Here is a 25862-nt window from a genome sequence, read left to right as displayed (position 1 = left end):
GCGCCGACACCGCGCGGCGCCGCGCCCGCCCGGGTGCCGGAGCGCCGTGGCGGCCACCGTCCACCCGTCCCGCGCGACGCACCGCAGCACGCCGAAGGGATTGTCATGTCCGAGTACACATCCGCACACCCCGACCCCTCGCCCACCGACCGCGGCAACCCGCTGCCCGTCTCCCGGATCGGCCGGCGGCGCCTGCTGCGCGCCGGGCTGGCCACCGGCGGCGCTTTGGCCGCCGTCCGGCTGCTGCCCGCGACGCCGGCCTCGGCCGCGCCCACCGTCGCCGTCCGCCCGCCCGCCGCGGGGTTCACACCGGCGAGCGCCGCCTCCCCCACCGTGGCCGCGTGGCCGGACTGGGCGCGGTTCGCCCGGCTGGCCGACGGCACCTTCGACGAGGTCGCCGACATGCAGGGCCGGATCAACCAGCTGAAGGCCCAGAACGTCAGCGTGATCGAGCTCGACACCGTGCTGTCCGACTGGCTCACCGACGCCGAGTTCACCGCCCACGCGGCCCTGGTCAGGACCTTCACCGGCAAGGCGCACGCGGCCGGCCTGAAGGTCGTCATGTACTACCCGTCCCTGGAGGTCATCTCCCCCGGCGGCGAGAAGGGCCGCTCCTTCTACAAGAACGACCAGGGCCGCACCTGGGTCCAGCGCTCCCTCGACGGCAAGCCCAACGTCTTCTACGGCAGCCTGGTGGTCTGGGTCGACCCGGGTGACGAGAGCTGCTGGGTGAGCCCCAACTCCCCCTGGCGGGACTACTACCTGAACCGGATCAAGCAGCTCGCCGCCACCGGCGTGGACGGGATCTGGCCGGACGTGCCGATCTACTTCGACGGGGCGCTCTCCTGGTGCGACGCCTCGACCTGGGGCGCCGCCGCCTTCACGGCGGACACCGGACTGGCGGCCCTGCCCAGGGCCGCCGACCACAACGACCCGGTCTTCCGCCGCTACGTCGAGTGGCGCCACCGCAATCTGCTCCGCTTCCAGCTCGACATCGCCGCCGCCGGTCGGAGCGTCAACCCCGACCTGGTCACCTTCGTCGAGACCGTCTCGATGGACTACCGCTACGCCACCTCGATCGGCCTGGACGGCGCCTACCTGCGGCAGGCCGCGGGCAACGTCAGCCAGGTCTGGGAGGTCGACATCCTCGCCAACGAGGACGGCATGCGGCACGCCACCGCCACCGACTGGACCTGCCTGATCTCGATGTACAAGTACGCGCGGGCGGCCAGCGGCACCAAGCCGGCCTGGGCGTTCTCCTACGGCTGGAAGGCCGACGACGCCTCGCTGGTGATGTCCGAGCTGATCTCCTCGGGCTGCAACCCGTACGAGGTGAAGACGCCGTACAAGAACGACACCACCGACGCCGCGACGCGCACCCGGATGTTCGGCTTCGTGAAGGCCAACCAGCAGCGGCTCTACGACGCCGTGTCGGCGGCCGAGGTCGGCGTCTACCACTCCAGCGCCTCGCGCGACTACGTGAGCCCGGGCGAGGGCAACGGCATGTACGCCAACGCGACCGCGCCCGCCGGGATCGCCGACTGGTGGGGCGGCGACGACCCGGAGATGAGCTGCACCACGATGCCGTGGCTGGGCGAGTTCCGCGGCACCGTCAAGGCCCTGGTGTACGCGCACGTCCCGTTCGACACCGTGACCAGCCCCGGGCTCGCGGCCGGGGACCTGGCCCGGTTCAAGGTGGTGCTGCTGCCCAACCTCCAGGCGGTCTCCGACGCCGAGGCGGCCGTCCTGCGCGGCTACGTCGCGGGCGGCGGCACCGTCGTGCTCACCGGGCCCGCGCCCACCGGCCTGGACGAGTACGGCACGCGCCGCGCCGAGTACGCGCTGGCCGACGTCCTGGGGCTGCGCCGGGCCGACCCGCTGCCGGCGAGCCGGCGCAACGTCTTCGGCGCGGGCGTCTGCTGGTACCTCGGCGGCGACCTGCCGGGGCTCGCCTACCTGCGCACCGCCGACCAGGCCGCGGGCGACCGGCTGCTGGCCCCGGTCCGCGCGGCGGCGCCGCCGTCGCTCGGCCTGTCCGGCGACCGGCGGATCCACCTGGAGGCGCGCCGGCTGGGCGAGGAGACCGTCGTCCACCTGGTGAACTTCACCAACTTCGGGGACGCGCCGGCGGCGTTCCGCACCACTCCCGCCTCCTGCACCCTGACCTACGCCGTCCCGGCCGGGCGCACCGTCACGGCGGTCACCGTGGCCACCCCGGACGGGACCGACCCGGCGCCGCGCCCGGTGCCGTTCACGGTGACCGCGGCGGTGGCGAGCGTGCCGCTGACGGTCGCGCAGTACTCGGTCGTCGGCATCACCGTGAGCTGATCCCCCGGGCTCCGGCCGGCCCGGCCCACCGCCGAGCCACCGCCGGGTTCCGGACACGCGAACGCCCCGGCGCCGAGGGCTCCGGGGCGTTCGGGCGACGGGATCAGCCGTTGGTCTGCTCGAACCACTCCAGCCAGCTGATGCGCGGGCCGACCAGACCCACGGCCGCGTTGCCGGCCGCGAGGCCCGACGACGAGGAGGAGGGCTGGTGGTCCCCACCGTGCGCCACCGCGGCGGTCGGCGCGATCACGGCCGCGGCGGCGGCGACGGTGGCGATCACGGCGAACTTGCGGAGCTTTCCACGAACCGACATCTCAGGTACTCCTTGATGGATGGTCAGTAGCCTGCGCCGGCCGCCGCACGGGACGGCCGGGCGGCACTCACGTTTGCATACGAACGCGCGGAGCCGGGCCATTTCGCAACCCCGACGCGGGCGGGCGGGTGCGAAGTTACGCCTGACGGGTGAATCCGGCCGGACGCCGACCGGCTGACGCCCGGTCAGCCCGGCCGCGAGCCCGCCACCCGTCCGGGTGCTCCACCGCCGTGTCCCCGCCGCCGCGGACCGGTGGCGCACCGATGCTGGCCCCGGCACGGCCGCAGCCGGCCTGCCGCCGGCCCCGGCAAGGAGGCCGGCCCACCGGACGAGACGGGTGAACGCGATGTCCCGACGACCACTGTTCTCCAGGGCCCTTCGAGCGGCGTGCGCGGCGGTGCTGCTGGCCGCCGCACCGGCGGCCGCCGGGACCGGCCCCGCCGGCGCGGACCTCGCGGTGGCGGCCGCGAACCCCGCCCCGGCGCCCGACGGCGGCACCACCCTGCTGCACCCCGTGGTGGTCAACACCGGGGGCGGCGCCACCGCCGAGCCGTTCACCCTCTTGGTCCACCTGCCGCCCGGGGTGGTCGGTTCCGGGACCTCGCCCACCGGCAGCTGTCACACGCTGCCGTTCGGCCACACCGTGGCCTGCGACTTCCCCGCCGGGCTGGCGCCGGGCGCCACGGCCACCGCGGAGGTGCGGATCCGCCTCTCCTCCGGTCTGGGGCCCGGGGTGCTGCAGGGCACCGCCGAGGCCGACCTCCCGGGCGACCCGACCCCGGGCGACAACACCGCCGCCTTCGCCATCGTCGTCCTCTGACCCCGCCCCGCCCGGGGCCCGGCCCGCCCCGCCCGGGGCCCGGCCCGCCCCACCGGGGCCCGGCCCGCCCCACCGGGGGCCGGGCCCCCGCGCCGCACGACCGCCGTCCCCGTCCTGCACACGACAGATGGCCGAAAGCAGGACAACCCCGGGGCCGATTCACTACGGTCGTCCTCACGACAGCGGCACCGGCGGTACCGGACTCGTGGTCGGCGGGGCCCGCCGGGTGGGCGGCAGGGGGTGGCATGGCACAGGCACGGAGGCGTCTGTCGCGTGCGGAGGCGGTGCGCCAGCGCACCGGAGCACAGTTCATCGGCCGCAGAGCCCAGGTGGCGCTGTTCGTCGACAACCTCGCCCGCGACCCCGACCCCGACTCCGGGCCGGACCCGGCGGACTTCCTGTTCCACGTGCGCGGGGTGGGCGGGGTCGGCAAGTCCACCCTGCTCGCCCAGTGGCGCGAGGCGGCCCGGCGGGCCGGGGCGATCACCGCGCTGGTCGACGAGACCGACGTGCACGGCGTCGGGACGGCGCTCACCGCGCTCGCCCGCCAGCTCGCCGAACAGGCGGGCCCGCTGCGGGAGTTCGACAAGGCGGTGGAGCAGTACCGGCGTTCGCTGCAGGCCGCGGCGGACCGCGAGCCGGAGCAGCCGCCCGGCGGCGACGGCGCCTCGCTGCCGACCCGGCTGGTGACCCAGGCGGCGTTCGGGGCGGCCTCGGTGCTGCCGGGCGCCGGCGTGGTCGCGGCGATGGCCAACCCGGACGCCGTGGCCCAGGGCGCCGAGCGCCTCATCGCCGGGGTGCGCCAGCGCCGGCGGACCGGCGACGTCGAGGAGTCGGCGCTCAGCCGCGCCTTCGTCGCCGAACTCGCCCGGCTCTGCGACCGCGACCGGGACCGCGGGCGGCGGCCGTGGGTCGTGCTGTTCCTGGACACCTGGGAGCTGACCGGCCGCTACCTCGACGGCTGGCTGCGGGAGATCCTCGACGACGCGTTCGGCCCGCTGCCGCTGGAGGTGGTCTTCGTGCTGGCCGGGCGGGACGAGCTCGCGGAGCGCGAGTGGGCGCCGTGGCGGCCGGTCCTGGTGGACGTGCCGCTGGAGGTGTTCACCGAGCAGGAGGCCCGCGGCCTGCTGGCCGCCCGCGGGGTGACCGATCCCGGGGTGGTCGACGCCGTGCTGCGGATGTCGATGCGACTGCCGCTGCTGGTCGCGCTGCTGGCCACCGCCGACCCCGGCGCGGTCGAGGAGGTCGCCGTCGTCGGCGCGGACATGGTCGACCAGGCGGTGGTGCGCTTCCTGCAGTGGATCCCCGAGCAGGAGCGCCGGGAGACCGTGCTGGCGGCGGCGCTCCCGCTCCAGCTCAACCGGGACCTGTTCGCCTGCGCCGTGCCGGACGCCGAGCCGGCGGCCTGGGACTGGCTGTCGGCACAGCCGTTCGTGACCGGCCGCGGCGACTTCCTGCAGTACCACGCCGTGGTCCGCACCAGCATGCTGCGCCGGCGCCGGATCCACACCCCCCGGGAGTGGACGGCCGCGCACACCCGGCTCGCCGAGCACCACGCCGCCGGGCGGACGGCGGTCGAGCAGTACCTGCCGGCGGCCCGGCGCGGCGCCGATCCGCGCTGGCGCCGCCACCTGCTGAACGAGCTCTACCACCTGCTCTGCGCGGACCCGCTGGCCCATCTCGCCCTGGCGCTGGAGCACACCGCGCGCACCGCCGGGGAGGCGCCGGACGCGCTGGCGCCGTGGGCGGAGATGCTCAACCAGGCCGCGCAGGACAGCGACGACGCCGAGCTGGTCCGCTGGGCCCGCCGGATCCACGCGGCGGCCGGCGGCGAGCAGCCCGTCCTGGAGGCGCTCGGCGCGCTCGCCGGACCGGGCCTGCCCACCCGGGTGCGGGCCTGGGCGCTCACCCACCGCGGCTACCAGTACTTCGTCGAGGACCGGGACGACGACGCGCTCGCCGATCTCGACCAGGCCGTCGCGATCGCCCCCGACCTGCCGCAGGCCCTCGCCTACCGCGGGCGCGTGCTCAACTGGCACGGCCACCACGAGCGCGCCCTGGCCGACTTCACCGCCGCGCTCGTCCTCGACCCGGAGTACGCCTGGGCGCTGTCCCGGCGCGGCGAGGCCCGGCAACTGGCGGGGCTGGTCGAGGAGGCGATGAGCGACTTCACCGCGGCGCTCGCGCTGGACCCCGACGACGCCTGGGCGCTGGGTTCGCGCGGCCAGGCGCACCGGCTGGCCGGGCGGCTGGACGAGGCGGTCGCCGACCTCACCGCGGCCGTCCTGCTCGACCCCGAGTACGCCTGGGCGCTCACCCAGCGCGGCGAGGCGTTCCGGACGGCGGGCCGGCTCGCCGAGGCGGTCGCCGACTTCACCGCGGCGCTCGCGCTGGACCCGGACGACGCCTGGGCGCTGAGCTCCCGGGGCCAGGCGTACCGGCAGGCGGGCCGGCTGGACGAGGCGATCGCCGACCTGACCGCCGCGCTGGCGCTCGGTCCGGACAACGCCTGGGCGCTCGCCGAACGCGGCGAGGCGCACCGGCAGGCGGGCCGGCCGGAGGAGGCGGTCGCCGACTTCACGGCCGCGGTCGCGCTCAACCCCGAGAACGCGTGGGCGCTCGGCTCGCGGGCGCAGGCGCACCGGCAGGCCGGACGGCTGGACGAGGCCGTCGCGGACTTCACCGCCGCGCTGGTGCTGAACCCCGAGTACGCCTGGGCCGTCGGCGAGCGCGGCGAGGCGCACCGGCAGGCCGGGCGGCTGGACGACGCGATCGCCGACCTCACGGCGGCGCTCGCGCTGGACCCGGACTACGCCTGGGCGCTCGCCGAGCGGGGCGAGGCGCACCGGCAGGCCGGACGGCTGGAGGAGGCGGTGGCGGACCTGTCGGACGCGCTGCTGCTCGACCCGTCGGACGTGTGGGCGCTGCGGGCGCGCGGCCAGGCGCACCGGCAGGCCGGGCGGCTGGACGACGCGATCGCGGACCTCACCGCCGTCCTCGCGATCGACCCGGACTACGCCTGGGCGCTGGCGCTGCGGGGCGAGGCGCACCGGCTGGCGGGGGACCTGGAGGAGGCGGTCGCCGATCTGACGGCCGCGCTCGCGCTCGAACCGGACGACGCCTGGGCGCTCGGCTCCCGGGGCCAGGCGCGCCGGCAGGCGGGCGAGGTGGAGGAGGCGATCGCGGACCTCACGGCCGCCCTCGACCGGAACCCGGAGTACGCGTGGGCACGCGCCGAGCGCGGCCAGGCGCACCGGCAGGCCGGGCGCCCGGAGGCGGCGGTGGCGGACCTCTCCGCCGTGCTGGCCCGGGATCCGGCGGACGTGGCGGTGCGCTGCGCGCTCGCGGCGGCGTACCGGCACGGCGGGCGGTTCGAGGAGGCCCGGGAGCTGTTGGAGGGGCTGGCTCCGGAGGTGGCGGCGTCCTCGACGGTGTTGGTCGAGGTGGCGGTGCTGCGGTTGCTGACGGAGGGTCCGGAGGCTTCGGCGCGGGCCTGGGAGGCGTTCGCCGACTGCCCGTACGAGGATCCGCAGGACCAGTTCGAGCCGGGGGTGCGCAAGCTGCTGCACGGCCTGGTCGCCGGGGACGGTGAGCCGCAGGAGCTGGCGCGGGCCTTCCTGGCGGTGCCCGGGGTGCGGGCGGCGCGGGCGGACGTCTGCCTGTACCTCGGGGAACTCGCGCGGGCCGGGGCACCGGTGGGCCCGCGGGCGGCGGCGGCGCTGCGGTTCCTGGGGGTGCCCGTTCGGGCAGGGGATCTGTCGGAATGACGATCAGAAACGATCACTTGGATACATTCATGATCGCCTTTCGACCGGTCGCACCCCTCCCCTCAGGCTCCGAGACAGGATCCCCATGCCCAACCCCAGCTCCGCCGTCAGCCGCCGCACCCTGGTGACCGCCATCGGCGCCACCGCCGCGGCGCTCGCCGCCGCGCCGGCCGCCCACGCCGCGGGCCCGACCGCCACCGCCGCTCCGACCGCCCCGGCACCGGCCACCCCGGCCGGCCCGGCCGCCCGCACCGTCACCGTGCCCGCCACCCGGGCCCGCTCCGCGGCCGGGCGCGCGGCCGCCGCGGCGCGCACCGACTTCCCGATCCACTACGTCGGCGTCAGCTGGGACGGCCCCCGGCGCGGCGGCGCGATCCGGCTGCACCACGAGGGCACCGGCCCCGGCGCCTGGCAGCCGCTCACCGCGGGCTGCGCGGGCGGTCCCGACCGCCCGGACGCGGCCGACGGCGCCGTCCAGGGCGCGACCGTGCTCGTCCCGGCCGGCGGGGCCGTCGGCTACGACCTGCGACTGCCCGACGGCGCCGTCAACCCGCGCTCCGCCGCCCTCGACACCACCGCGGGGCCGGCCCGCACCGCCACGCTCTCCCCGACCGCGCCGGTCACCTTCTGCGGCGTCCAGTACCTCAGCCGCGCCGCGTGGGGCGCCGACGAGTCCAAGCGCTTCAAGAACGGCGCGGAGAACTCCCCCGCCAAGTACTACCCGCTGCAGACCCTGACGGTGCACCACACCGACACCCCGAACGCGGACGCCGACCCGGCCGCCACCGTGCGGGCGATATACGAGTACCACGCCGTCACCCAGGACTGGGGCGACATCGGCTACCACTTCCTCATCGACGAGGCCGGCCGGATCTACGAGGGCCGCTGGTCCGGCGACGACGGCCTCCCGGCGCACGACGCCGACGGCAAGGTGGTGACCGCCTTCCACACCTCCGGCTTCAACTCCGGCAACCTCGGCATCGCCCTGCTCGGCACCCTGACCGGCCAGGAGCCCACCGCCGCGGCCCGCCGCTCGCTGACCCTGGTGCTCGCCCTGCTGACCCGCACCCACGGGCTCGACCCGCAGGCCCACGTCACCTTCGTCAACCCGGTCAACGGTGTCACCAAGCCGGTCGACCTGATCAGCGGCCACCGCGACTGGCTGGCCACCGACTGCCCCGGCGGCACGATGTACGCCACGCTGCCCGCCCTGCGGGCCGGGGTCGCCGCGCTGTGAGCCGGCGCGCGCGGGGTCCGGCGGCCGGCCGTCAGGCCCGCCCGGCGCCGGGCCCCGCGTCCAGGCCCAGCAGGCCGACGGCCCGCTCCCGCATCTCCACCTTGCGGATCTTCCCGGTGACCGTCATCGGGAACTCGTCCACCAGGTGCACGTAGCGCGGCACCTTGTAGTGCGCGATCCGGCCCGCGCAGTACGCGCGCACCGCCTCGGCGGTCAGCTCGGGCGCGCCCGGCCGCAGCCGGACCCAGGCCATCAGCTCCTCGCCGTACTTGGCGTCGGGCACGCCGACGACTTGGACGTCCAGGACGTCCGGGTGGGTGTGCAGGAACTCCTCGATCTCGCGCGGGTAGATGTTCTCTCCGCCGCGGATCACCATGTCCTTGAGCCGGCCGGTGATGGTGAGGTAGCCCTCCTCGTCCATCACCGCGAGGTCGCCGGTGTGCATCCAGCCGTCCGCGTCGACGGCCTCGGCGGTGCGGTCCGGCTGGTCCCAGTAGCCGAGCATCACCGAGTAGCCCCGGGTGCACAGCTCGCCGGGCGTGCCGCGCGGGACGGTCGCGCCGGTCTGCGGATCGGCCACCTTGACCTCCAGGTGCGGGCCGACCCGGCCGACGGTGGAGACCCGCCGCTCCAGCGGGTCCTCGGCGCGGGTCTGGGTGGAGACCGGGGAGGTCTCGGTCATGCCGTAGCAGATGGAGACGTCCCGCATGCCCATCCGGTCGACGACCTGCTTCATCACCTCGGTCGGGCACGGCGAGCCGGCCATGATCCCGGTGCGCAGGGTGGACAGGTCGTGCTCCGCGAAGCCCGGGTCGTTGAGCTCGGCGATGAACATGGTCGGCACGCCGTAGAGCGAGGTGCAGCGCTCGGCGGCCACCGCGCGCAGGGTGGCGACGGGCTCGAAGGCCTGGGCGGGGATCACCACGCAGGCCCCGTGCGAGAGCGCCGCCAGGTTGCCCATCACCATGCCGAAGCAGTGGTAGAAGGGGACGGGCACGCAGATCCGGTCCTCCTGCGTGTAGCCGCACAGCTCGCCGACGAAGTAGCCGTTGTTGAGGATGTTGCGGTGCGAGAGGGTGGCCCCCTTGGGGAAGCCGGTGGTGCCCGAGGTGTACTGGATGTTGATCGGATCGTCCGGGCTCAGCCCCGCGCCGATCGCGGCCGGCCGCTCGCGGTCGCCGCGCTCCCCCGCCGCGAGCAGGTCGTCCCACCCGGGCGAGCCGATCAGCAGCACGTCCCGCAGCCCGGGACAGCGCGGGCCCGCCTCGGCGAGCATGGCCGCGTAGTCGGAGGTCTTGAAGCCCGGCACCGCGACGACCGTGCGGATCCCCGACTGCCGCAGCACGTACTCGACCTCGTGGGTGCGGTAGCCGGGGTTGACGGTCACCAGGATCGCGCCGATCCGCGCGGTGGCGTACTGGGTGAACACCCACTCGGGGCAGTTGGGCGCCCAGATCCCGACCCGGTCGCCGGTCCGCACGCCGAGCCCGAGCAGTCCGAGCGCGACCCGGTCCACCTCCCGCTCCAGTTCGCGGTACGTCCACCGCCGGCCGCTCGGGACGTCCACCAGCGCCTCCCGGTCGGGGAACGCGGCGACGGCGCGGTCGAGCGCGGCGCCGATGGTGCGGTCCAGCAGCGGTACCGCGGTGCTGCCGGCGCTGATGCTGGGGGACAGGGAGGGCGAGGTCATGGCGAGGGCTCCTGGACTCGTCCGGCACAGGGCGACCGAGTCTACGCAGCACGTCCCGCCCCGTCACCCACCTGCGCACCGCTCCGTCGCAGGTGCGCGGCACGGGCGGTGGAGGGGTGCGGCGGGACGGGCCCGCCGCACCCCTCCGGTCAGGCGCACCCTCCGGTCAGGCGGAGGCGGCGTCGCGCACGGCCGCGCCCCGCGCGGCGCCGGCGGCGCCCTTCCGGTCGGCCCCGACGGGCGGCACCGGGATGGTGGCGGCCACCGCCGCGGCGACCAGGGCCACCCCGCAGCCGATCAGCAGGCCGACCCGGAAGCCGGTCTCGGAGGGCAGCACATGACCGCCCGTGGTGGTGGTCAGCTGGGCGAGCACCACACCGACCACGGCGGCGGAGACCGAGGTGCCGAGCGAGCGCATCAGGGTGTTGAAGCTGTTCGCCGAGGCCGTCTCGGAGAGCGGCACGGCGCTCATGATCAGCGCCGGCATCGCGCCGTAGGCGAGGCCCACGCCGGCGTTGCAGACCAGCGTCACGACCAGCACGCCCCAGGTGGAGCCGATCAGCAGCATCGACAGCCCGTACCCGGCGGCGATCGCCAGGGCACCGACGACCAGGGTGAACTTCGGACCGCGCACCGCCGAGAGCCTGCCGCCGAGCGGCGAGACGACCATCATCATCAGGCCGGAGGGTGCCATCCACAGGCCCATGCCGAGCATCGACTGGCCCAGGCCGTAGCCGGTGGCCTCGGGCAGCTGGAGCAGCTGAGGGATGATCAGCGCCTGCGCGTACATCCCGAAGCCGACCAGCACCGACGCCGCGTTGGTCAGCAGCACCCGCGGACGGGCGGTCACCCGCAGGTCGACCAGCGGTTCGGCGATCCGCAGCTCCCAGGCGCCCCAGGCCAGCAGCAGCACGACGGCGGCCGCGAACAGGCCGAGCGTCGTCCCGTCGGTCCAGCCCCAGTCGCCGCCCTTGGAGACCGGCAGCAGCAGGCAGACCAGGCCCGCGCCCAGGCCGAGCGCGCCGACGGCGTCGAAGCGTCCGCCGGCCGGCGGAGCCGCGGGGGCGGGCACCAGGAAGCGGATCATCGCGGCGATCGCCACGGTGAGGACGGCCGCGCCCCAGAACAGCGCGCGCCAGCTGGTGTACTGGGCGACCGCCGCCGAGATGGGCAGGCCGAGGCCGCCGCCGATCCCCATCGAGGCGCTGACCAGGGCGATCGCCGAGCCGAGCCGTTCGGGCGGCAGCACCTCGCGGAGCAGGCTGATGCCGAGCGGGACCACGCCCATGCCCATGCCCTGCAGCCCGCGCCCGACGATCATCGGCAGGACGGAGGAGGTCAGCGCGCAGATCACCGAGCCGACCAGGAGCGGGGCGCAGCAGGCCAGCAGCATCCGGCGCTTGCCGAGGAGGTCGCCGAGCCGGCCGCTGATCGGCACGAACACGGCGGCCGACAGCAGGGTCGCGGTGATCACCCAGGAGGCGTTGGAAGCGGAGGTGTTCAGGATCTTCGGCAGCTCGCCGATCAGCGGGGTGACCAGGGTCTGCATGATCGCGGCCACCGTACCGGTGAGGGCGAGCGTGGCGACGACACCCCTGGTCCGGTCGGGGGCGGTGGTCTGGGGGGCGGCCATAAGCGGGGGCTCCTCGGGTCCGTGCGGCGGGCAACGGATATGCATAGTACACATGATATGTACGATGCACATAGGCTCCGGTGCGCGCACCCCTGCCATACTGTGCGCAAACACCGCAGGTCAGGGCGCCGGAGCCAGGGACGGGAAGGACGACGTCATGAGCGGACCCACGGACGAGGTGGCGTTCGAGTACATGGTGCTCAGCCGGCACCACTATCTGAGTCCGGCCGGCGCCCGGCCGCACGGCAGCCGGCTCGACCGCAGCGCGTACATCCTGCTCAGCCGGATCCGGGTGCAGGGCCCGATGTCGATCGGCGAGCTCAGCGACGCCTTCGGGCTCGACGCGTCCACCCTCAACCGGCAGACCGCCGCGATGACCCGGGCCGGGCTGGTCGAGCGGATCCCCGACCCGGAGGGCGGGCTGGCCCGCAAGTTCCGGATCACCGAGGAGGGCGACCGGCGGCTCGACGAGGACCGCGCGGCGCACGCCCACGCCCTCGGCCAGGTGATGGACGACTGGCCCGCCGAGGACGTCCAGGCCTTCGCCGCGTACCTGCGGCGCTTCAACACCGGGATCGAGCGGCTCGACGGGCGGCCCTGGCCCCGCCCCTGACACCACGCCCCCGTCGGACCCGCCGCCCACCAGGAGCCCGCCCCATGGACCGCCCCCAGGCCCCCGCCCTCCTCCTCGACGCGCTCGCCCCCGCCCACCCGGCCCGCATCCTGGACGCCGCCGAACGGGCCGAACGGCGCGGCGCGGACCGGCTGGTGGTCTCCGAGACCGCCTACGACCCGTTCCTGCAGCTGGCCCGCGCCGCCGACCGCACCAGCTCCATCGAACTGGCCACCGGGGTCGCGGTGGCCCTCGCCCGGACCCCGATGACCCTCGCCTACCAGGCCTGGGGACTGCACGCGGCCTCCGGCGGGCGGGCCGTGATCGGACTCGGCTCGCAGGTCAAGCCGCACATCGAGAAGCGCTTCGGGATGCCCTGGGACCGGCCCGCCGCCCGGATGCGCGAGTACGTGCACGCGGTCCGGGCGATCTGGCACAGCTGGCAGACCGGTGAACGGCTGCGCTTCCGGGGCGACTTCTACACCCACACGGTGATGACGCCGGTCTTCTCCCCCGACCCGGTCCCCGCCGGAGTGCCGCGGATCCTGCTGGCGGGCGTCGGCCCGCTGATGGTGCGCACCGCGGGCGCGGTGGCGGACGGCTTCCTCAGCCACCCGTTCACCTCGGTCGACTACCTGACCCGGCAGGTGCTGCCGGCGCTCGCCGAGGAGCGCGGGCGGGCCGAGGCCGGGGGCGCGGCCTGGACCGGGCGGCCGTTCGAGGTCGTCGGCAGCGTGCTCACCGCCACCGGGCGCACCGAGGAGGAGCTGCGCGCCGCTCTGGCGGCCGTCCGCGAACGGCTCGCCTTCTACGCCTCCACGCCCGCCTACCGTCCGGTGCTGGCCCTGCACGGCTGGGAGGAACTGCACGAGGAGCTGCACCGCCTGTCGGTGCGCGGCCGCTGGCCCGAGATGGCGGCACTGATCGACGACCGGGTGCTCGACACCTTCGCCGTCACGGGCACGGTCGAGGAGGCCGCCCGGGAGATCCACCGCCGGTACGCGGGTCTGGCCACCCGGGTCTCGGTCAGCCTGCCGGAGGACGCCGCGCCGGACCTCGGGCTGGACGTGCTGGACGCGCTGCGCGCGCTGGACCGGCCCGCGTCCCGCTGACCCTGGCCACGGGTTCCCGGCGGCCGTGTCCTACCGTGGACGGACATCCGTACACCGTTGAGGGAGGAGCCTGCTGATGGGACGACAGGAGACCGAGCCGCACCGGGTGTTGGCCGACCTGTGGACGAGCTGGGCGGAGCGCGGTGCGGCCTTCGACGCCGAGCAGTGGGGGCGGAGCACCCGGCTGCCCGGCTGGGCGGTGCGCGACCTGTACGCGCACGTGGCCGCCACGCCGGACCTGTTCGCCCAGCTGAACGGGGCCGTGGTCGACGACCGCCCGGCGGCGGTGGACCGCGGCTCCGCCGTGCTGCGCGCCTACAACCGGCCCGGCGGGGTCGCGCACACGGCGGCCGGGACGATCGCGGACGGCGCCCGGGAGGTGGCGGCGGCGCTCGGTCCGCGAGCCCTGGTCGCCCGGTTCGCCGAGGACGGTTCGCAGGTACTGGCCTGGATCGCCGACCGGTCGCCGGAGACGGTGATCGCCCACCCCCTGCTGGACACCGTGACGCTCGGCGCGCTGACCGAGGTGGCGGTGATGGAGGCGACCGTCCACCTGCTCGACCTGACGGCGGCGGTCGGTGGTCCGCCGCCCCCGCCGGCGGCGCTGGACGCCACCCGCGCCCTGCTGGCGGAGGTGGCCGATCCGGTGGAGTTCATCGAGGCGGCGGCCGGGAGGACCGGCAATGCCGTGCTGCCGGTGATCCGCTGACGGTCCGCCGGGGGCCGGGGAACCGTCTTTCCGACGGACCGGACGGCGGCGACTACGCCGCGTAGTCGCGGCGCGACGGGCCGGGTGTCCGGGGAAACCGGACGCGCCGCATCATTCGGCGCTCGCTCCGGCCCCGCCGTCGGGGGCGGCCGTCCCGTCCGCCTCGTCCGTCTCCTGCGCCTCGGCCTCGCGGCGCGCGGCCGTCATCTCGGCGTGGACCCGCGCGCCGCGGTCCGGGGCGAGGTCGAGGCAGGCGAGCACCCCGGGGACGGCGATGCTCGGCATCAGGTGCCGGTAGAGCGTGGCGACCCGCTCGGCGAGGTCGGCGCGGCCGGTGAAGCGCTGGGACTGGAGCTGCACGCCCACCCACGACGCCGTCATCAGCCCGGCCGTGTCGGCCGGGACCACGTGCGGCAGGAGCTCGCCCCGCTCGCCCGCGGCGATCAGCAGCCGCTCCAGCCGGGCGATCCACCCCGGCGCGGCGTCGAAGCCCAGGTGGCCCTCCGCGGCCTGGTCGACCGAGAGCCGCACCCCGGCGCTGACCAGCGGGTCGATCGGCGCCAGGTGGGTGACCACCATCCCGGTGTCCACGAACTCCTGCAGCTTGCAGGGGCGCTCCGGCACGGCCTCGGCCTCGAACTGCTCCTCGATGACGCCCTGGGCCAGGTCCCGCTTGGACGCGAAGTGGAAGTAGACGGCGCCCCGGGTGACGCCGGCCCGGGCGACCACCTCGCCGATGGTCGCCCGCTCGTATCCGCACTCGTCGAACACCGAGGCCGCGGCCTCCAGAATCAGCCGCCGCGTCCGCAGCGCCCGCTCCTGTCGCGCCACCACGACCACCCCCACCCACACACACCGAAACAAAACCAAACAGCCCGTATCTTACCCGGGGCGGCCGGTCCGGCCGGGGGCGCTCCCCGGCGGAGCCCGCACACGAGGCGTCACAGAATACCGATCGTGCCGTCCGGGGAGCGGACCGGCGCCCCGGCCCCGGGCGTCAGCCCAGCACGGCGACCGCCTCGACCTCGACGAGCTGGTCGGTGTACCCGAGCACGGAGACGCCGAGCAGGGTGCTCGGCACGTCGTGCTCGCCGAGGTACGCGCGGTAGACGTCCCAGACGGCCACCAGGTCCGCCTGCCGGGAGGAGGCGACGTACACCGTGGTGCGCACCAGGTCGGTGAGCGCGGCGCCCTCGTCCTCCAGGACGGTGATCAGGTTCCGCATCACCTGGTGGGCCTGGCCGGCGTAGTCGCCCACCGCGACGGTGCGCCCCTCGGCGTCCAGCGGGCAGGCTCCGGCCAGCCAGAGCGAGCGGACCGGCGCCTCTACGGAGGCCGCGTAGGCGTAGTCGACGGCCTGGGTGAGCCGGTGGTTGCGGATCAGTCGGACGGCAGTGCTCATGGGTCCCTCCCGGATGGTCGTTCGGTCGTACCGCGCCCCATCGTTGGGATCGCCCGCCGGACCGTCAATCCATTTCCGGGCGCCGGCCCCGGCGGCCCGGGGCCCGCCGCCGCCGAATTCACCGGTGCGGGTGATGGCGGGTGCCCGCCCCGGCCGGGATCCTGGTGGTTCGCCGACGACCGAGGGGGCTCACGTGCCGTTCCCGCACCTCACCAGGACCTGGGGCCGCCGCCGGTTGCTGGGGCTCGCGCTGGGCGCGGGACTCGCCCCCGCCCTGGGCGCCGGGCCCGCCGCCTCGGCCGCGGACGCCGCCGGGGGCCCGGAGCAGCACCTCGCGCTCGGCCGCCGGGTGGCCGCCGTGGCCGCCGCGCAGATCGGGGTGCCGTACGCCTGGGGCGGCGGGGACCGCCTCGGCGCGAGCCTCGGCTTCTGCGACGAGGAGAACGGCTACCTGGACGGCCAGTGCCTGGGCGAGAGCACGGTCGGCTACGACTGCAGCGGGCTGTCGCTGTACTGCTGGTACCGGGCGAGCGCCGGCGCCGTCGAGCTCGCGCACTACACCGTCGCCCAGTACCACCGCTCGGCCCCGGTGGAGCGGTCCGCGCTGCTCCCCGGGGACCTGCTGTTCTTCTCCCGCCCCGACGCGCCGCTGCACCACGTGGGCCTGTGGGCCGGCGACGGCGCGATGATCCACGCCGAGCACACCGGCACCCTGGTCGCCCGCCTGGAGGGCGTGTTCGACGTCCCCCGCTGGTCCCGCGAGTTCGCCGGCGCCCGGCGCCCGCTGCCGCTCGGCTGAGCGGCCGGGCGGCGCCGCGCTCTCAGGGGGCTCCCGGCAGGTGCGCGTGGACGCGGCCGAGCAGGTCGTGCAGGACCTGCCGTTCGGCCGCGCTCAGCGGGGCCAGCACCTCGTCCTGCACGTCCCGTGCCTCGGCGCACAGCTCGGCGAGCAGCGCCCGGCCGGCGTCGGTGACGGTGACCACGACGCGGCGGCGGTCCGCGGTGTCGCGGGCCCGTTCGACGTAGCCGTCGGCGGCCAGCCGGTCGGCGACCTTGGCCATGTCGCTGGGGTCCACCCGCAGCCGGCGGACCAGTTCGCGCTGCGCGTGCGGACCGAAGTCGGCCAGCACGGCGAGCACCGCCATGTCCCACAGCCGCAGCCCCCGGCGGGCGAGCCGCTCGGCCAGCCGGCCGCGGACCGCCTTGCCGGTGCGGGAGAGCAGGTAGGTGCTGAACTCCAGCAGGGTCGGTGGGGTCGCCAGGGCCGACGGGGCGGGCGGTGCGCCGTCCGGCGCCGGGGCGGTGACGGTGGATTCCTCGGAGGGCATGGGACGAGTCTAGGGTCTGCCCCTATAGTGGGTGCCGACCCACTATTGTCGTCGAGTCGAGGATGCCCGCCTTGGACGCCCTGTACCCCCGCCTGCTCGTCGCCGACTTCCCCGCCTGCTTCGGCTTCTACGACGCCGTCCTGCCGCCGCTGACCGGCGCGGCACTGGTCAAGGGCTCCCCCGAGGGCCCGTACGCCACCTGGGACCTCGGCGGCCAGGCCCTGCTCTCGCTGTTCGACCGCGGGCGGCTGGCCGCCGCCGTCGGCACCGCCGCGCCGCCCTCGGGGCCGGGCGCCGGCGCGCAGGACGACACGGTGCTGGTCCTGCGCGTCGACGACGTCGACCGGGCCTTCGCCCGCTGCCTGCGGCACGGCGGCGCGCCGGTCACCGGCCCCGCCGACCGCCCGCAGTGGGGCCCGGGCCTGCGCACCGCCCATCTGCGCGACCCGGAGGGCCGGCTGGTCGAGCTCCAGTCGTACTGATGCCCGGCCGGCCGCCCGCGCGGACCCCGGCCGCCATCACCCCAGCTCGCCGCCGGCGGCCTCCGGCCCGTCCCACAGGTCCGGCGCGCAGGCGCCGACCAGCGCGCCGATCCGGGCCAGGGCCTCCCCCGCCGGCAGCGGGTCGAGCCGGCGGCCGTCGCGCAGGCGCAGCGCGAGCAGGCCGCCGACGGCCTCCCGGGGCCCGATGACCGCCTGGTACGGGACCAGCCGCGCCTCCCGGATCCGGGCGCCGAGGCTGCCCCGCTCGGGTCCGGCGACCTCGACCCGCAGCCCGAGGTCCAGGCAGTGCCCGCGCACCCGCTCGGCCTGCTCCCGCTCCCCCTCGGACAGCGGCAGCAGCACCAGCTGGGTCGGCGCCAGCCAGGCCGGGAAGGCTCCGCGGTACAGCTCGATCAGGTGGGCGACCACCCGTTCGACGCTGCCGATGACGCTGCGGTGGACCATCACCGGCCGGTGCTTGGCACCGTCCGGCCCGGTGTAGCGCAGGCCGAACCGCTCCGGCTGGTGGAAGTCGATCTGCACGGTGGAGAGGGTGGACTCGCGTCCGGCCGCGTCGGCGATCTGGACGTCGATCTTCGGGCCGTAGAAGGCCGCCTCCCCCTCCACCGCCTCGAACGGCACCCCGGAGCGCCGCAGCACCTCGGTCAGCAGCGCGGTGGCCCGCTCCCAGAGCGCCGGGTCGGCCACGTACTTGCCGCCCGCGCCCGGCAGCGAGAGCCGGTGGCGCACCGGCCGGATGCCCAGGGCGCGGTGCGCCTCGCCGATCAGCTCCAGGGCGGCCACCGCCTCGTCGGCGGCCTGCTCGGGGGTGCAGAAGACGTGTGCGTCGTTCAGCTGGATGGCCCGCACCCGGGTCAGCCCGCCGAGCACGCCGGACAGCTCGGAGCGGTACATGCCGCCCAGCTCGGCGATCCGCAGCGGGAGTTCGCGGTGGCTGCGGGCGCGCGAGCGGTAGATCAGGGCGTGGTGCGGGCAGAGGCTGGGGCGCAGCACGACCTGCTCGGCGCCCAGGTCCATCGGCGGGAACATGTCGTCGCGGTAGTGCTGCCAGTGGCCGGAGATCTCGTACAGCTCGCGTTTGCCGAGGACCGGCGAGTAGACGTGGCGGTAGCCGGCGCGGCGCTCGCGGCCGCGGATGAACTCCTCCAGGGCGTGCCGGATCGCCGCGCCGTCGGGCAGCCAGTACGGGAGGCCGGATCCGATCAGCGGGTCGGTGTCGAAGAGTTCGAGTTCCCGGCCGAGCCGGCGGTGGTCGGGGGCCGGTGCGGGCGCGGCCCCGGCCGCGACGGGGTTGCTGCTCATGGCGGTGGTCTCCACTCGGGTCGGCGGGCGAGTGGACCGGTACGGCGAAGCCCCGGGGCACTCGCCCCGGGGCTTCGGACTAGATCAGCAGTCAGCGCGCCGGGACTCTCTCCGGCGTCGTCGTGAGGACGGCTGCGGCGCGCTTCATGGGAACGACGTTAGCAGCCCGGCGCCCGCGCGGGCGAGCGGCTTTCCCCGCGGGCCGCCCCGGGCGCCCTCAGTGCAGGACCCGGACGCCGCGCGCCACCAGGGCCGCGAGCAGCGCGGGGGGCGGCTCGACCGGATTCCAGCGCAGGTCCAGCTTCTCCAGCGCGGGCAGCGCCACCGGGTCCGCGAGCCAGTCCGGCAGGGCGGAGATCCGGTTGCCGCGCAGGTCGAGCCGGCGCAGCAGCGGAAGGCCGGCCAGCACCGGCGGCACCTCGGTGAACGCGTTCTCGCGCAGTTCGAGCTCGCGCAGTTCGGCGAGGCCGGCGAAGGAGTCCGGCAGGGCCGTCAGCGCGTTGCCGCGCAGCCAGAGTTCGTGCAGCGCGCGCAGGCCCCCGAGCGATCCGGGCAGCGCGGTCAGCCGGTTGTGCTGGGCGCGGAGTTCCACCAGGCCGGCCATCGCGCCGAGGGCGTCGGGGAGTTCGGCGAGGCGGTTCTCGCCGATGTTGAGGTAGCGCAGCGCGGCGAGCCGGCCGAGGGCCGCCGGGAGCGCGGTGAGCGCGTTGTCGTGCAGGTAGAGGAAGTCGGTGAGGCCGCCGAGGTCGCCGATCTCCTCCGGGACGGCGGTGATCCGGTTGTGCCCGAGGTCGAGGGTGCGCAGCCGGTGCAACCGGCCGACCGCGGGCGGGACTTCGGTGATGCCGGTGTCCGCGAGGACCAGCACCGTGAGGTCGGTGCGGTCCCAGACCCCGTCGGGCACGGTCCCGAGGTGCTGGCGCCAGAGGTTGAGGATGGTGTCGGTCACCCGGTCATCCTGCCGCACGGCTCCGTCCCGCTGGCCGGCACCGGCGGGGGGTCAGGGTGGTCGTCACACGGTGCTCCTGGTCGGAACAGGGCGGGAGGGGGTGCGCGGGGGCGGGCCGGCGGGCGGTCAGTCCTCGTAGGACACGGCGTAGCGGCAGTGCGCGGGGGCCGGGCGGCGCTCCTGGGCCACGGGCTCCGGGCCCGCCGTTGTACCGGCGCAGGGCCGGGGGGCGAGGAGGGTGACGCCCGGCGGGCGGCGGAGCACGGTCTCCCGCGCGGCGTCGGACGGCCGGTCGTGGCGGGTGTCGTCGGTGAGCGTCCGGTCCTCGGGCATGGTGTGGTGTCCTTCCGGTCGCGGCGGGGGCCTCGGACGGTCCCGCCCGATGCTCCAGTCCATCCCCGCCGACGGCCGAAGGCACCGGCTCTTGACGCACGGGCTACGCGGATCCGGCCCGCTTTGACGGCACCTTGACGAACCGTGTCACCGGGCGGGTGGGAGCGGGAGGGGAAACGCGAGGGGCCCGTCCGGCGGGGGTGGTCCCCCGCCGGACGGGCCCGGCACCGGAAGGTGCGATCACATGTTGATCATGTGGCCGGCCAGTCCGTGGATGGCCTCCTTGACCGCCTCGCCGAGGGTCGGGTGGGCGTGCACGTTGCGGGCGACCTCGTGCACGGTGAGGTCCCACTGCTGGGCCAGCGTCAGCTCCGGCAGCAGCTCGGTGACCTCGGGCCCGATCAGGTGGGCGCCGAGCAGCTCGCCGTGGGTGTTGTCGCAGATGACCTTGACGAAGCCGGTCGGGTGGCCGAGGCCGTGCGCCTTGCCGTTGGCGGTGAACGGGAACTTGGCGACCTTGACGTCGTGGCCCAGGTCACGGGCCTGCGCCTCGGTGTAGCCGAAGCTCGCGATCTGCGGCTGGCAGTAGGTGGCGCGCGGGATCATGGCGAAGTCCACCTCCATGGTCTGCGCGTCGCCGATGGTCTCGGCGGCGATCACGGCCATCGCCTCGGCGGCGTGCGCCAGCATCAGCTTGGCGGTGACGTCGCCGATGGCGAAGATGTGCGGGACGTTGGTCCGGCCGCGGCCGTCGACCGCGATCGCGCCGCGCTCGGTCAGCTTGACCCCGGTGTTCTCCAGGCCGTAGCCGTGCACGCGCGGGGCGAAGCCGATCGCCTGGAGCACCTTGTCGGCCTCCAGCACCTGCTGCTGGCCGTCCTTGGCGGTGACGGTGACCTTGACCTTGGCGGCCGGGTCCTTGTCGTCGATGGAGTCGACCCGGGTCGAGGTGAGCACCTGGATGCCGAGCTTGCGGTACTGCTTGGCCAGCTCGGCGGAGACCTCGGCGTCCTCCAGCGGGACCATCCGGTCGAGGAACTCGACGATGGTGACCTGCACGCCGTAGTTGTGCAGCACGTAGGCGAACTCGACGCCGATCGCGCCGGCGCCGGCGATGATGATGCTGCCGGGCAGGTCCTCGGTGAGGATCTGCTCCTCGTAGGTGACCACGCGCTCGCTCAGACTGGTGCCGGGCAGCAGCCGGGTGGTGGCACCGGCGGCGATGACGCAGTGATCGAAGGTGACGACCTCGAAGCCGCCGCCGTTGAGGGCGACCTGCAGGGTGTGATCGTCGACGAAGGTGCCGCGGCCGTCGTACTCGGTGATGCCGTTCTTCTTCATCAGGTAGTGGACGCCCTTGACGCGGCCGTCGGCGACGGTGCGGCTGCGCTTGAAGGCCTCGCTGTAGTCGAAGGTCACCTGGCCCTCGACCTTGATGCCGAAGGTCTTGGCCTCCTTGGTGACGATGTGCGCGAGTTCCGCGTTGCGCAACAGGGCCTTGGAGGGGATGCAACCGACGTTCAGGCAGACCCCGCCCCAGTACTTCGACTCGACGACGGCGACCTTCAGGCCGAGCTGGGCGGAGCGGACGGCCGCGGTGTAGCCTCCGGGGCCGGCGCCGAGGACGACGACGTCGTAGTGCGTGCTGCTCATGGTGCTGACTCCTCCGAGGGTGTCACGGTGTCGTGATCTCGGTGCCATGGTGTCAGGCCACTGCCCCGCGCACCCATCGGACCCCCGCCGTCGCAGGTCCGACCGGGTTGCCGGCCCGGCCCCCGCGCCCACCGTGCGGGGGCGGGGGGCCGGGCCGGGCCGGGTCAGGCGTCGACCTCGTGCGCGTGGCCCTCCTGGAGGCCGCCGCCCTCGGTGCGTTGCGGGGTGACGGGGGCGCGCAGCGAGGAGAGGTCCCAGGCGTAGGTGCCCACCGAGTCCGCGATGACGTCGATGTTGACGTCGAAGGCGGTCATGTCCAGGTTCCTCAGGTCGTCGCAGGCTTTGTGGTAGCAGGGGTCGAAGGCCTGGCCGGCCGTCCCGCCGTACTTCGCGGCCTGGGCGGGGGTCTTGATCACCTCGGCGCCGGTGTCGGTGCCGCCGGCCGGGATGCCCGCGTCGATGAACGGACCGTAGTCGGAGCGGCCGGTGAAGTCGGTGCCCTCGTGCGGCAGGCCGCGCCGGTCGAGGTAGTCGGTGATGTGCCGCTCCAGCTGCGCGGAGCCGTCCGGGCCGGGGCCGGATCCCACGTGGTCGGAGTCGTCGCCGTCGTAGACGAACTGCGCGGAGTTGGGCGAGGCGATCATGTCGAAGTTCAGGTAGAGCTTGATCTTCTTCCGGTCGGCCTCGGAGAGCGACTTCACGTAGGCCGCGGATCCGCGCAGGCCGAACTCCTCGGCGGACCACCAGGCGAACCGGACCTTGTTCTTCACCGGGTGGTCGGCGAGGTTCCTGGCGACCTCCAGGATGCCGGCCGAGCCGGAGCCGTTGTCGTTGATGCCGGGGCCGGCCAGCACCGAGTCGAGGTGCGAGCCGATCAGGACGGTGTTGGCGGGGTCGCCGCCGCGGGTCTCGGCGATGACGTTCCAGGTCGTGCGCTTCTCCATGAAGGTGCGGATGTCCAGGGCGACGGTGACCGGGCCGGCCGCCGCCTTCGCCGCGAGCGCCTGCCCGGCGGCCTGGGAGACGCCGCCGGTCGGGATCCGCCCGAGTCCGGGCTCGCCGAGGGTGCCGTTGAGGTCGCCCTCGACATTGTTGTAGATCACCGCGCCGAGGGCGCCCGCGTCCGCCGCCGCGGCCTGCTTGACCGCGAAGCCGCAGCCGCCGCGCCGGATCAGCGCGATCCGGCCGGTGAACGCGCCGGGGGCGTAGTCGGCGGCCTCGCAGCCGGTGGTGGCGTCGACCGGGACGACCGCGAGGGCGGCGGTCAGGCCGCCCTCCGGTCCGCCGGCCGAGTAGGTCATCGCCTTGATCGCGATGTCCTCGGCCTGCGGGGAGACCACCGAGAGCCGCTCGGACAGCTCCTGGAAGAACGTGTACTCGAACTCCTGCTTGGAGACCTTGAGCCCGGCCCGGCGGGCCTGCTCGTACACGTAGCGCGCGGACTGGTCGTGGCCGGCCGAGCCGGCCACCCGGTTGCCGCCGTTGCGGCGGGCGATCCGCTGGAGCGCCTGGAGGGTCTCGTGGGCGTCCTCCGCGCTGCTCTCCTGCGCCAAACGGGTGGCCAGCCTGGCGCCCTTGCGGGCCGGGTCCGGGTCGGCGGCGGCGCTGCCGGTGCCGACCAGCAGCAGCGGGGTCACCAGCGCCGCCACCGCCAGCGCGGCGCCCGCGGTGCGGCGGGTGGGGGCGGCGTGGGGGCGGAGGATGGCGGCCGGGCGACCGGTCCGAGCGTTCAAGGCTTGTCCTTCCGACGGTCCGTGGGACTCCCGATTTGACATGCTCCCCGATCCCTTGCCAACCCCGGTGCCCAAGCTGACCGGATGCGGACACCCCCCGGTGCGGCGATGCTGGGAGAGGTGGGGCCGTCTCATCCGGGAGTGTGACCACATGTCCATGCTGGATAAGCTCAAGAACATGCTCAAGGGCCATGAGGACCAGGCCGAGAAGGGCGTCGACAAGACCGGCGACATGGTCGACGAACGTACGCAGGGCAAGTACAGCGGCCAGGTCGACACGGGCCAGGAGAAGCTCAAGGACCAGCTGCGCGACGACCGCCCGCCGCAGTAGCCCGCCCCCTTCCCTCACGCGGGCCGTCACGCAGTCCGGCCCGCCGCCCCGGTTCGTGTGCGCGCTTCCCGTGCGCCCACGGGCCGGGCTCTATTTTCAGACTTTACACACTCATTACTATTAGTCCGGTTGCGCGTTCGCGTCTCACACGCGGTCAGGCGCCGGCGTCCCCGTGCTCCTGCGCGCCCGCGTCGCGCGCAGCCTCCTGGGAGCCCCCTGACGAGAGGACAGCCGCCGTGTCGATCGCCCGTGTCCGGACCACCCCGCTTCCCGGTGTCGGCGTCCAGTACGACCTCACCACCCGAGAACAGCGGCACCTGTCCGTGATCGCCCACCGGGACGGCTCACGCAGTCTCAACGTCTACCGCTCGGACGACCCGGACGCCTGCTCGCAGGCCTTCCGGCTCACCGCCGAGGAGTCCGCCGCCCTGGTCGACGCCCTGACCCCGGCCCACCACAACCCGGCCATGCTGCACACCACCGACCTCGGCCTGGTCGCCGAGCGGCTCCCGGTGGACGGCGCCTCGTACTGGAACGGGCGGCTGCTCGGCGAGACCCGGATGCGCACCGAGACCGGCGCCTCGATCGTCGCCGTGCTGCGGCGCACCGGCGCCGTCCCCTCCCCCGCCCCGGACTTCCGGCTGGCGGGCGGCGACACGCTCATCGTGATCGGCACCCGCGAGGGTGTGGACGCGGCGGCGGCGATCCTGGAGCGGGGGTGATCGGGGGGTGCACACCGCCACCGTCTTCATCGAGCTCGGCTCGGTCATCCTCGTCCTCGGCCTGCTCGGCCGGATCGCCGGCCGCTACGGCTTCTCACCGATCCCGCTCTACCTGCTCGGCGGCCTCGCCTTCGGCACCGGCGGCCTGCTGCCGCTGAGCGCCAGCGAGGAGTTCGTGGCCACCGGCGCCGAGATCGGCGTCGTCCTGCTGCTGCTGATGCTGGGTCTGGAGTACACCGCCGCCGACCTGGTCACCAACCTCAAGGCCCAGTACCCGGCCGGCGCGGTCGACTTCCTGCTGAACGCGATACCCGGCGCGGTCGCCGCGCTGCTGCTCGGCTGGGGCCCGGTGGCCGCCGTGGTGCTGGCCGGCGTCACCTGGATCTCCTCGTCCGGCGTGATCGCCAAGGTGCTCGGCGACCTCGGCCGGCTCGGCAACCGGGAGACCCCGGTGATCCTCAGCATCCTGGTGCTGGAGGACCTCGCGATGGCCGTCTACCTGCCGATCCTCACCGCCCTGCTGGCCGGGGCCGGCCTGGTCGCGGGTTCCGTCACCCTGGCCATCGCGCTCGCCACCGCCGGCGCGGTGCTCTTCGTCGCGCTCCGCTACGGCCGGCTGATCTCGCGGTTCGTCTCCCACGACGACCCGGAGAAGCTGCTGCTGGTGGTGCTCGGGCTGACCCTGCTGGTCGCGGGCATCGCGCAGCAGCTCCAGGTGTCGGCGGCGGTCGGCGCGTTCCTGGTGGGCATCGCGCTCTCCGGCGAGGCCGCCGAGGGAGCGCACACCCTGCTCAGCCCGCTGCGGGACCTCTTCGCCGCGGTGTTCTTCGTCTTCTTCGGCCTCAGCACCGACCCGACCAGCATCCCGCCGGTGCTGCTCCCGGCCCTGCTGCTCGCCGTGGTCACCGCGCTCACCAAGGTCGCGACCGGCTACTGGGCGGCCCGCCGCGCCGGGATCGCCACCCGCGGCCGGTGGCGGGCCGGCGGGGCGCTGGTGTCACGCGGCGAATTCTCCATCGTCATCGCCGGGCTCGCCGTCACCGCCGGGATCGAGCCCGGCCTCGGCCCGCTGGCCACGGCGTACGTGCTGATCCTGGTGGTCACCGGCCCGCTGGCCGCCCGCTACACCCAGCCGGCGGTGGAGCGCCTGGGCGCCGTCCTCGCCCGGCGCCGCCGTCCCTGGACGCCCGAGGCGCGCATTCCCGCGCAGAGCACGGGCGCGGGCACGGACGTGGGCACCGGCACGGACGCCGGGGCCGACGGCGCGAGCGCGGACGGCGCGGAGCCGGTGGAGGACCCGCTGGACGACGAGTCCGGCCAGCCGGTCGACGGCCTGTCGCGCTGATGCCGAGCGGTTCCTGAACGGCGCGCCCGCGCGCCGGCC

General features: G+C 75.0%; 23 protein-coding genes. 12 read left to right on the top strand and 11 right to left on the bottom strand.

The genetic code is table 11. The features are described 5' to 3' along the window. Nucleotides 1–105: 105 nt before the first annotated feature. Nucleotides 106–2328: a type 1 glutamine amidotransferase family protein gene (locus ABT238_RS07530; protein WP_350756001.1), complete on the top strand. Its 2223-nt coding sequence runs from the start codon at nucleotides 106–108 to the stop codon at nucleotides 2326–2328. A gap of 103 nt (nucleotides 2329–2431) precedes the next feature. Here ABT238_RS07530 and ABT238_RS07525 read toward each other — a convergent pair whose 3' ends face one another. Then, nucleotides 2432–2641, bottom strand: a complete 210-nt coding sequence (locus ABT238_RS07525; RefSeq protein WP_350559697.1) for a hypothetical protein — start codon at nucleotides 2639–2641, stop codon at nucleotides 2432–2434. Between the two features lie 346 nt (nucleotides 2642–2987). Between ABT238_RS07525 and ABT238_RS07520 the strand changes: the two genes are divergently transcribed. The 3 genes from ABT238_RS07520 to ABT238_RS07510 all read left to right on the top strand — a co-directional run bounded on the left by ABT238_RS07520 (nucleotide 2988) and on the right by ABT238_RS07510 (nucleotide 8465). Then, complete coding sequence (locus tag ABT238_RS07520; protein ID WP_350559694.1) at nucleotides 2988–3461, top strand: hypothetical protein; 474 nt, start codon at nucleotides 2988–2990, stop codon at nucleotides 3459–3461. Nucleotides 3462–3706: 245 nt separating this feature from the next. Beyond that, the gene (locus ABT238_RS07515; RefSeq protein WP_350755999.1) at nucleotides 3707–7228 is read left to right on the top strand and encodes a tetratricopeptide repeat protein; all 3522 of its coding nucleotides are present in this window, start codon (nucleotides 3707–3709) and stop codon (nucleotides 7226–7228) included. A gap of 85 nt (nucleotides 7229–7313) precedes the next feature. Continuing rightward, nucleotides 7314–8465, top strand: a complete 1152-nt coding sequence (locus ABT238_RS07510; RefSeq protein WP_350755997.1) for a peptidoglycan recognition protein family protein — start codon at nucleotides 7314–7316, stop codon at nucleotides 8463–8465. A gap of 31 nt (nucleotides 8466–8496) precedes the next feature. On the opposite strand, the gene ABT238_RS07505 is transcribed toward ABT238_RS07510, so the two are convergent. Together ABT238_RS07505 and ABT238_RS07500 are read right to left on the bottom strand one after the other, a co-directional pair. Next, entirely contained in the window at nucleotides 8497–10155 is a 1659-nt protein-coding gene (locus tag ABT238_RS07505; protein ID WP_350755995.1) for an AMP-binding protein, read from the bottom strand. 166 nt (nucleotides 10156–10321) lie between these two features. Beyond that, the gene (locus ABT238_RS07500; RefSeq protein WP_350559682.1) at nucleotides 10322–11788 is read right to left on the bottom strand and encodes an MFS transporter; all 1467 of its coding nucleotides are present in this window, start codon (nucleotides 11786–11788) and stop codon (nucleotides 10322–10324) included. Nucleotides 11789–11945: 157 nt separating this feature from the next. On the opposite strand from ABT238_RS07500, the gene ABT238_RS07495 reads away from it, so the two are divergent. The 3 genes from ABT238_RS07495 to ABT238_RS07485 all read left to right on the top strand — a co-directional run bounded on the left by ABT238_RS07495 (nucleotide 11946) and on the right by ABT238_RS07485 (nucleotide 14222). Then, a complete protein-coding gene (locus tag ABT238_RS07495; protein ID WP_350559679.1) occupies nucleotides 11946–12401 on the top strand; it encodes a MarR family winged helix-turn-helix transcriptional regulator in 456 nt (151 codons plus the stop codon). 44 nt (nucleotides 12402–12445) lie between these two features. Then, complete coding sequence (locus ABT238_RS07490; protein WP_350559676.1) at nucleotides 12446–13513, top strand: TIGR03617 family F420-dependent LLM class oxidoreductase; 1068 nt, start codon at nucleotides 12446–12448, stop codon at nucleotides 13511–13513. Nucleotides 13514–13589: 76 nt separating this feature from the next. Further along, complete coding sequence (locus tag ABT238_RS07485; protein ID WP_350559673.1) at nucleotides 13590–14222, top strand: maleylpyruvate isomerase N-terminal domain-containing protein; 633 nt, start codon at nucleotides 13590–13592, stop codon at nucleotides 14220–14222. Nucleotides 14223–14333: 111 nt separating this feature from the next. On the opposite strand, the gene ABT238_RS07480 is transcribed toward ABT238_RS07485, so the two are convergent. Then, nucleotides 14334–15053: a ScbR family autoregulator-binding transcription factor gene (locus ABT238_RS07480; protein ID WP_350559670.1), complete on the bottom strand. Its 720-nt coding sequence runs from the start codon at nucleotides 15051–15053 to the stop codon at nucleotides 14334–14336. Between the two features lie 166 nt (nucleotides 15054–15219). Next, nucleotides 15220–15624: a RidA family protein gene (locus ABT238_RS07475; protein ID WP_350755993.1), complete on the bottom strand. Its 405-nt coding sequence runs from the start codon at nucleotides 15622–15624 to the stop codon at nucleotides 15220–15222. Nucleotides 15625–15817: 193 nt separating this feature from the next. On the opposite strand from ABT238_RS07475, the gene ABT238_RS07470 reads away from it, so the two are divergent. Continuing rightward, nucleotides 15818–16423, top strand: coding sequence for a C40 family peptidase (locus ABT238_RS07470; RefSeq protein ID WP_350755991.1), 606 nt, complete (start codon nucleotides 15818–15820; stop codon nucleotides 16421–16423). Between the two features lie 22 nt (nucleotides 16424–16445). On the opposite strand, the gene ABT238_RS07465 is transcribed toward ABT238_RS07470, so the two are convergent. Next, the gene (locus tag ABT238_RS07465) at nucleotides 16446–16952 is read right to left on the bottom strand and encodes a MarR family winged helix-turn-helix transcriptional regulator (protein WP_350559661.1); all 507 of its coding nucleotides are present in this window, start codon (nucleotides 16950–16952) and stop codon (nucleotides 16446–16448) included. Nucleotides 16953–17014: 62 nt separating this feature from the next. On the opposite strand from ABT238_RS07465, the gene ABT238_RS07460 reads away from it, so the two are divergent. After that, a complete protein-coding gene (locus ABT238_RS07460) occupies nucleotides 17015–17434 on the top strand; it encodes a VOC family protein (protein WP_502884109.1) in 420 nt (139 codons plus the stop codon). A 36-nt stretch (nucleotides 17435–17470) separates the two neighbouring features. Here ABT238_RS07460 and thrS read toward each other — a convergent pair whose 3' ends face one another. From thrS to ABT238_RS07435, 5 genes are all read right to left on the bottom strand, one after another. Then, nucleotides 17471–18757, bottom strand: a complete 1287-nt coding sequence (gene thrS, locus ABT238_RS07455) for a threonine--tRNA ligase (RefSeq protein WP_350755989.1) — start codon at nucleotides 18755–18757, stop codon at nucleotides 17471–17473. 217 nt (nucleotides 18758–18974) lie between these two features. Beyond that, a complete protein-coding gene (locus tag ABT238_RS07450; RefSeq protein WP_350559652.1) occupies nucleotides 18975–19706 on the bottom strand; it encodes a leucine-rich repeat domain-containing protein in 732 nt (243 codons plus the stop codon). A gap of 126 nt (nucleotides 19707–19832) precedes the next feature. Next, entirely contained in the window at nucleotides 19833–20039 is a 207-nt protein-coding gene (locus ABT238_RS07445) for a hypothetical protein (RefSeq protein WP_350559649.1), read from the bottom strand. 240 nt (nucleotides 20040–20279) lie between these two features. Continuing rightward, on the bottom strand, nucleotides 20280–21692 hold the full coding sequence (gene lpdA, locus ABT238_RS07440) for a dihydrolipoyl dehydrogenase (RefSeq protein WP_350559646.1): 1413 nt from the start codon (nucleotides 21690–21692) through the stop codon (nucleotides 20280–20282). Between the two features lie 164 nt (nucleotides 21693–21856). After that, on the bottom strand, nucleotides 21857–23347 hold the full coding sequence (locus ABT238_RS07435; RefSeq protein ID WP_502884114.1) for a M28 family metallopeptidase: 1491 nt from the start codon (nucleotides 23345–23347) through the stop codon (nucleotides 21857–21859). A 229-nt stretch (nucleotides 23348–23576) separates the two neighbouring features. Here ABT238_RS07435 and ABT238_RS07430 point away from each other — a divergent pair, with 229 nt between their 5' ends. The 3 genes from ABT238_RS07430 to ABT238_RS07420 all read left to right on the top strand — a co-directional run bounded on the left by ABT238_RS07430 (nucleotide 23577) and on the right by ABT238_RS07420 (nucleotide 25823). Then, nucleotides 23577–23756 (top strand): antitoxin, encoded by a 180-nt coding sequence (locus ABT238_RS07430; RefSeq protein ID WP_350559643.1) that lies wholly within the window; start codon nucleotides 23577–23579, stop codon nucleotides 23754–23756. Between the two features lie 236 nt (nucleotides 23757–23992). Next, entirely contained in the window at nucleotides 23993–24478 is a 486-nt protein-coding gene (locus tag ABT238_RS07425) for a cation:proton antiporter regulatory subunit (RefSeq protein ID WP_350559640.1), read from the top strand. A gap of 7 nt (nucleotides 24479–24485) precedes the next feature. Continuing rightward, complete coding sequence (locus ABT238_RS07420; protein WP_350559637.1) at nucleotides 24486–25823, top strand: cation:proton antiporter; 1338 nt, start codon at nucleotides 24486–24488, stop codon at nucleotides 25821–25823. Nucleotides 25824–25862: the final 39 nt, after the last annotated feature.

It is taken from the genome of Kitasatospora sp. NPDC001527 (assembly GCF_040298605.1).
Lineage (GTDB): Bacteria > Actinomycetota > Actinomycetes > Streptomycetales > Streptomycetaceae > Kitasatospora.
The sequence above is the reverse complement of the archived record's forward strand: the minus strand, read 5'-3'. Positions and strand labels throughout refer to the sequence as shown.

Excerpts from the sequence above, each read along its gene's own strand:
- ABT238_RS07500 (WP_350559682.1), bottom strand. The coding sequence starts at position 11,788 with ATGGCCGCCCCCCAGACCACCGCCCCCGACCGGACCAGGGGTGTCGTC.
- ABT238_RS07525 (WP_350559697.1), bottom strand. The coding sequence starts at position 2,641 with ATGTCGGTTCGTGGAAAGCTCCGCAAGTTCGCCGTGATCGCCACCGTC.
- ABT238_RS07465 (WP_350559661.1), bottom strand. The coding sequence starts at position 16,952 with ATGCCCTCCGAGGAATCCACCGTCACCGCCCCGGCGCCGGACGGCGCA.
- lpdA (WP_350559646.1), bottom strand. The coding sequence starts at position 21,692 with ATGAGCAGCACGCACTACGACGTCGTCGTCCTCGGCGCCGGCCCCGGA.
- ABT238_RS07495 (WP_350559679.1), top strand. The coding sequence starts at position 11,946 with ATGAGCGGACCCACGGACGAGGTGGCGTTCGAGTACATGGTGCTCAGC.
- ABT238_RS07460 (WP_502884109.1), top strand. The coding sequence starts at position 17,015 with ATGCCCGCCTTGGACGCCCTGTACCCCCGCCTGCTCGTCGCCGACTTC.
- ABT238_RS07475 (WP_350755993.1), bottom strand. The coding sequence starts at position 15,624 with ATGAGCACTGCCGTCCGACTGATCCGCAACCACCGGCTCACCCAGGCC.
- ABT238_RS07510 (WP_350755997.1), top strand. The coding sequence starts at position 7,314 with ATGCCCAACCCCAGCTCCGCCGTCAGCCGCCGCACCCTGGTGACCGCC.
- thrS (WP_350755989.1), bottom strand. The coding sequence starts at position 18,757 with ATGAGCAGCAACCCCGTCGCGGCCGGGGCCGCGCCCGCACCGGCCCCC.
- ABT238_RS07445 (WP_350559649.1), bottom strand. The coding sequence starts at position 20,039 with ATGCCCGAGGACCGGACGCTCACCGACGACACCCGCCACGACCGGCCG.
- ABT238_RS07490 (WP_350559676.1), top strand. The coding sequence starts at position 12,446 with ATGGACCGCCCCCAGGCCCCCGCCCTCCTCCTCGACGCGCTCGCCCCC.
- ABT238_RS07530 (WP_350756001.1), top strand. The coding sequence starts at position 106 with ATGTCCGAGTACACATCCGCACACCCCGACCCCTCGCCCACCGACCGC.
- ABT238_RS07520 (WP_350559694.1), top strand. The coding sequence starts at position 2,988 with ATGTCCCGACGACCACTGTTCTCCAGGGCCCTTCGAGCGGCGTGCGCG.
- ABT238_RS07515 (WP_350755999.1), top strand. The coding sequence starts at position 3,707 with ATGGCACAGGCACGGAGGCGTCTGTCGCGTGCGGAGGCGGTGCGCCAG.
- ABT238_RS07505 (WP_350755995.1), bottom strand. The coding sequence starts at position 10,155 with ATGACCTCGCCCTCCCTGTCCCCCAGCATCAGCGCCGGCAGCACCGCG.
- ABT238_RS07430 (WP_350559643.1), top strand. The coding sequence starts at position 23,577 with ATGTCCATGCTGGATAAGCTCAAGAACATGCTCAAGGGCCATGAGGAC.
- ABT238_RS07485 (WP_350559673.1), top strand. The coding sequence starts at position 13,590 with ATGGGACGACAGGAGACCGAGCCGCACCGGGTGTTGGCCGACCTGTGG.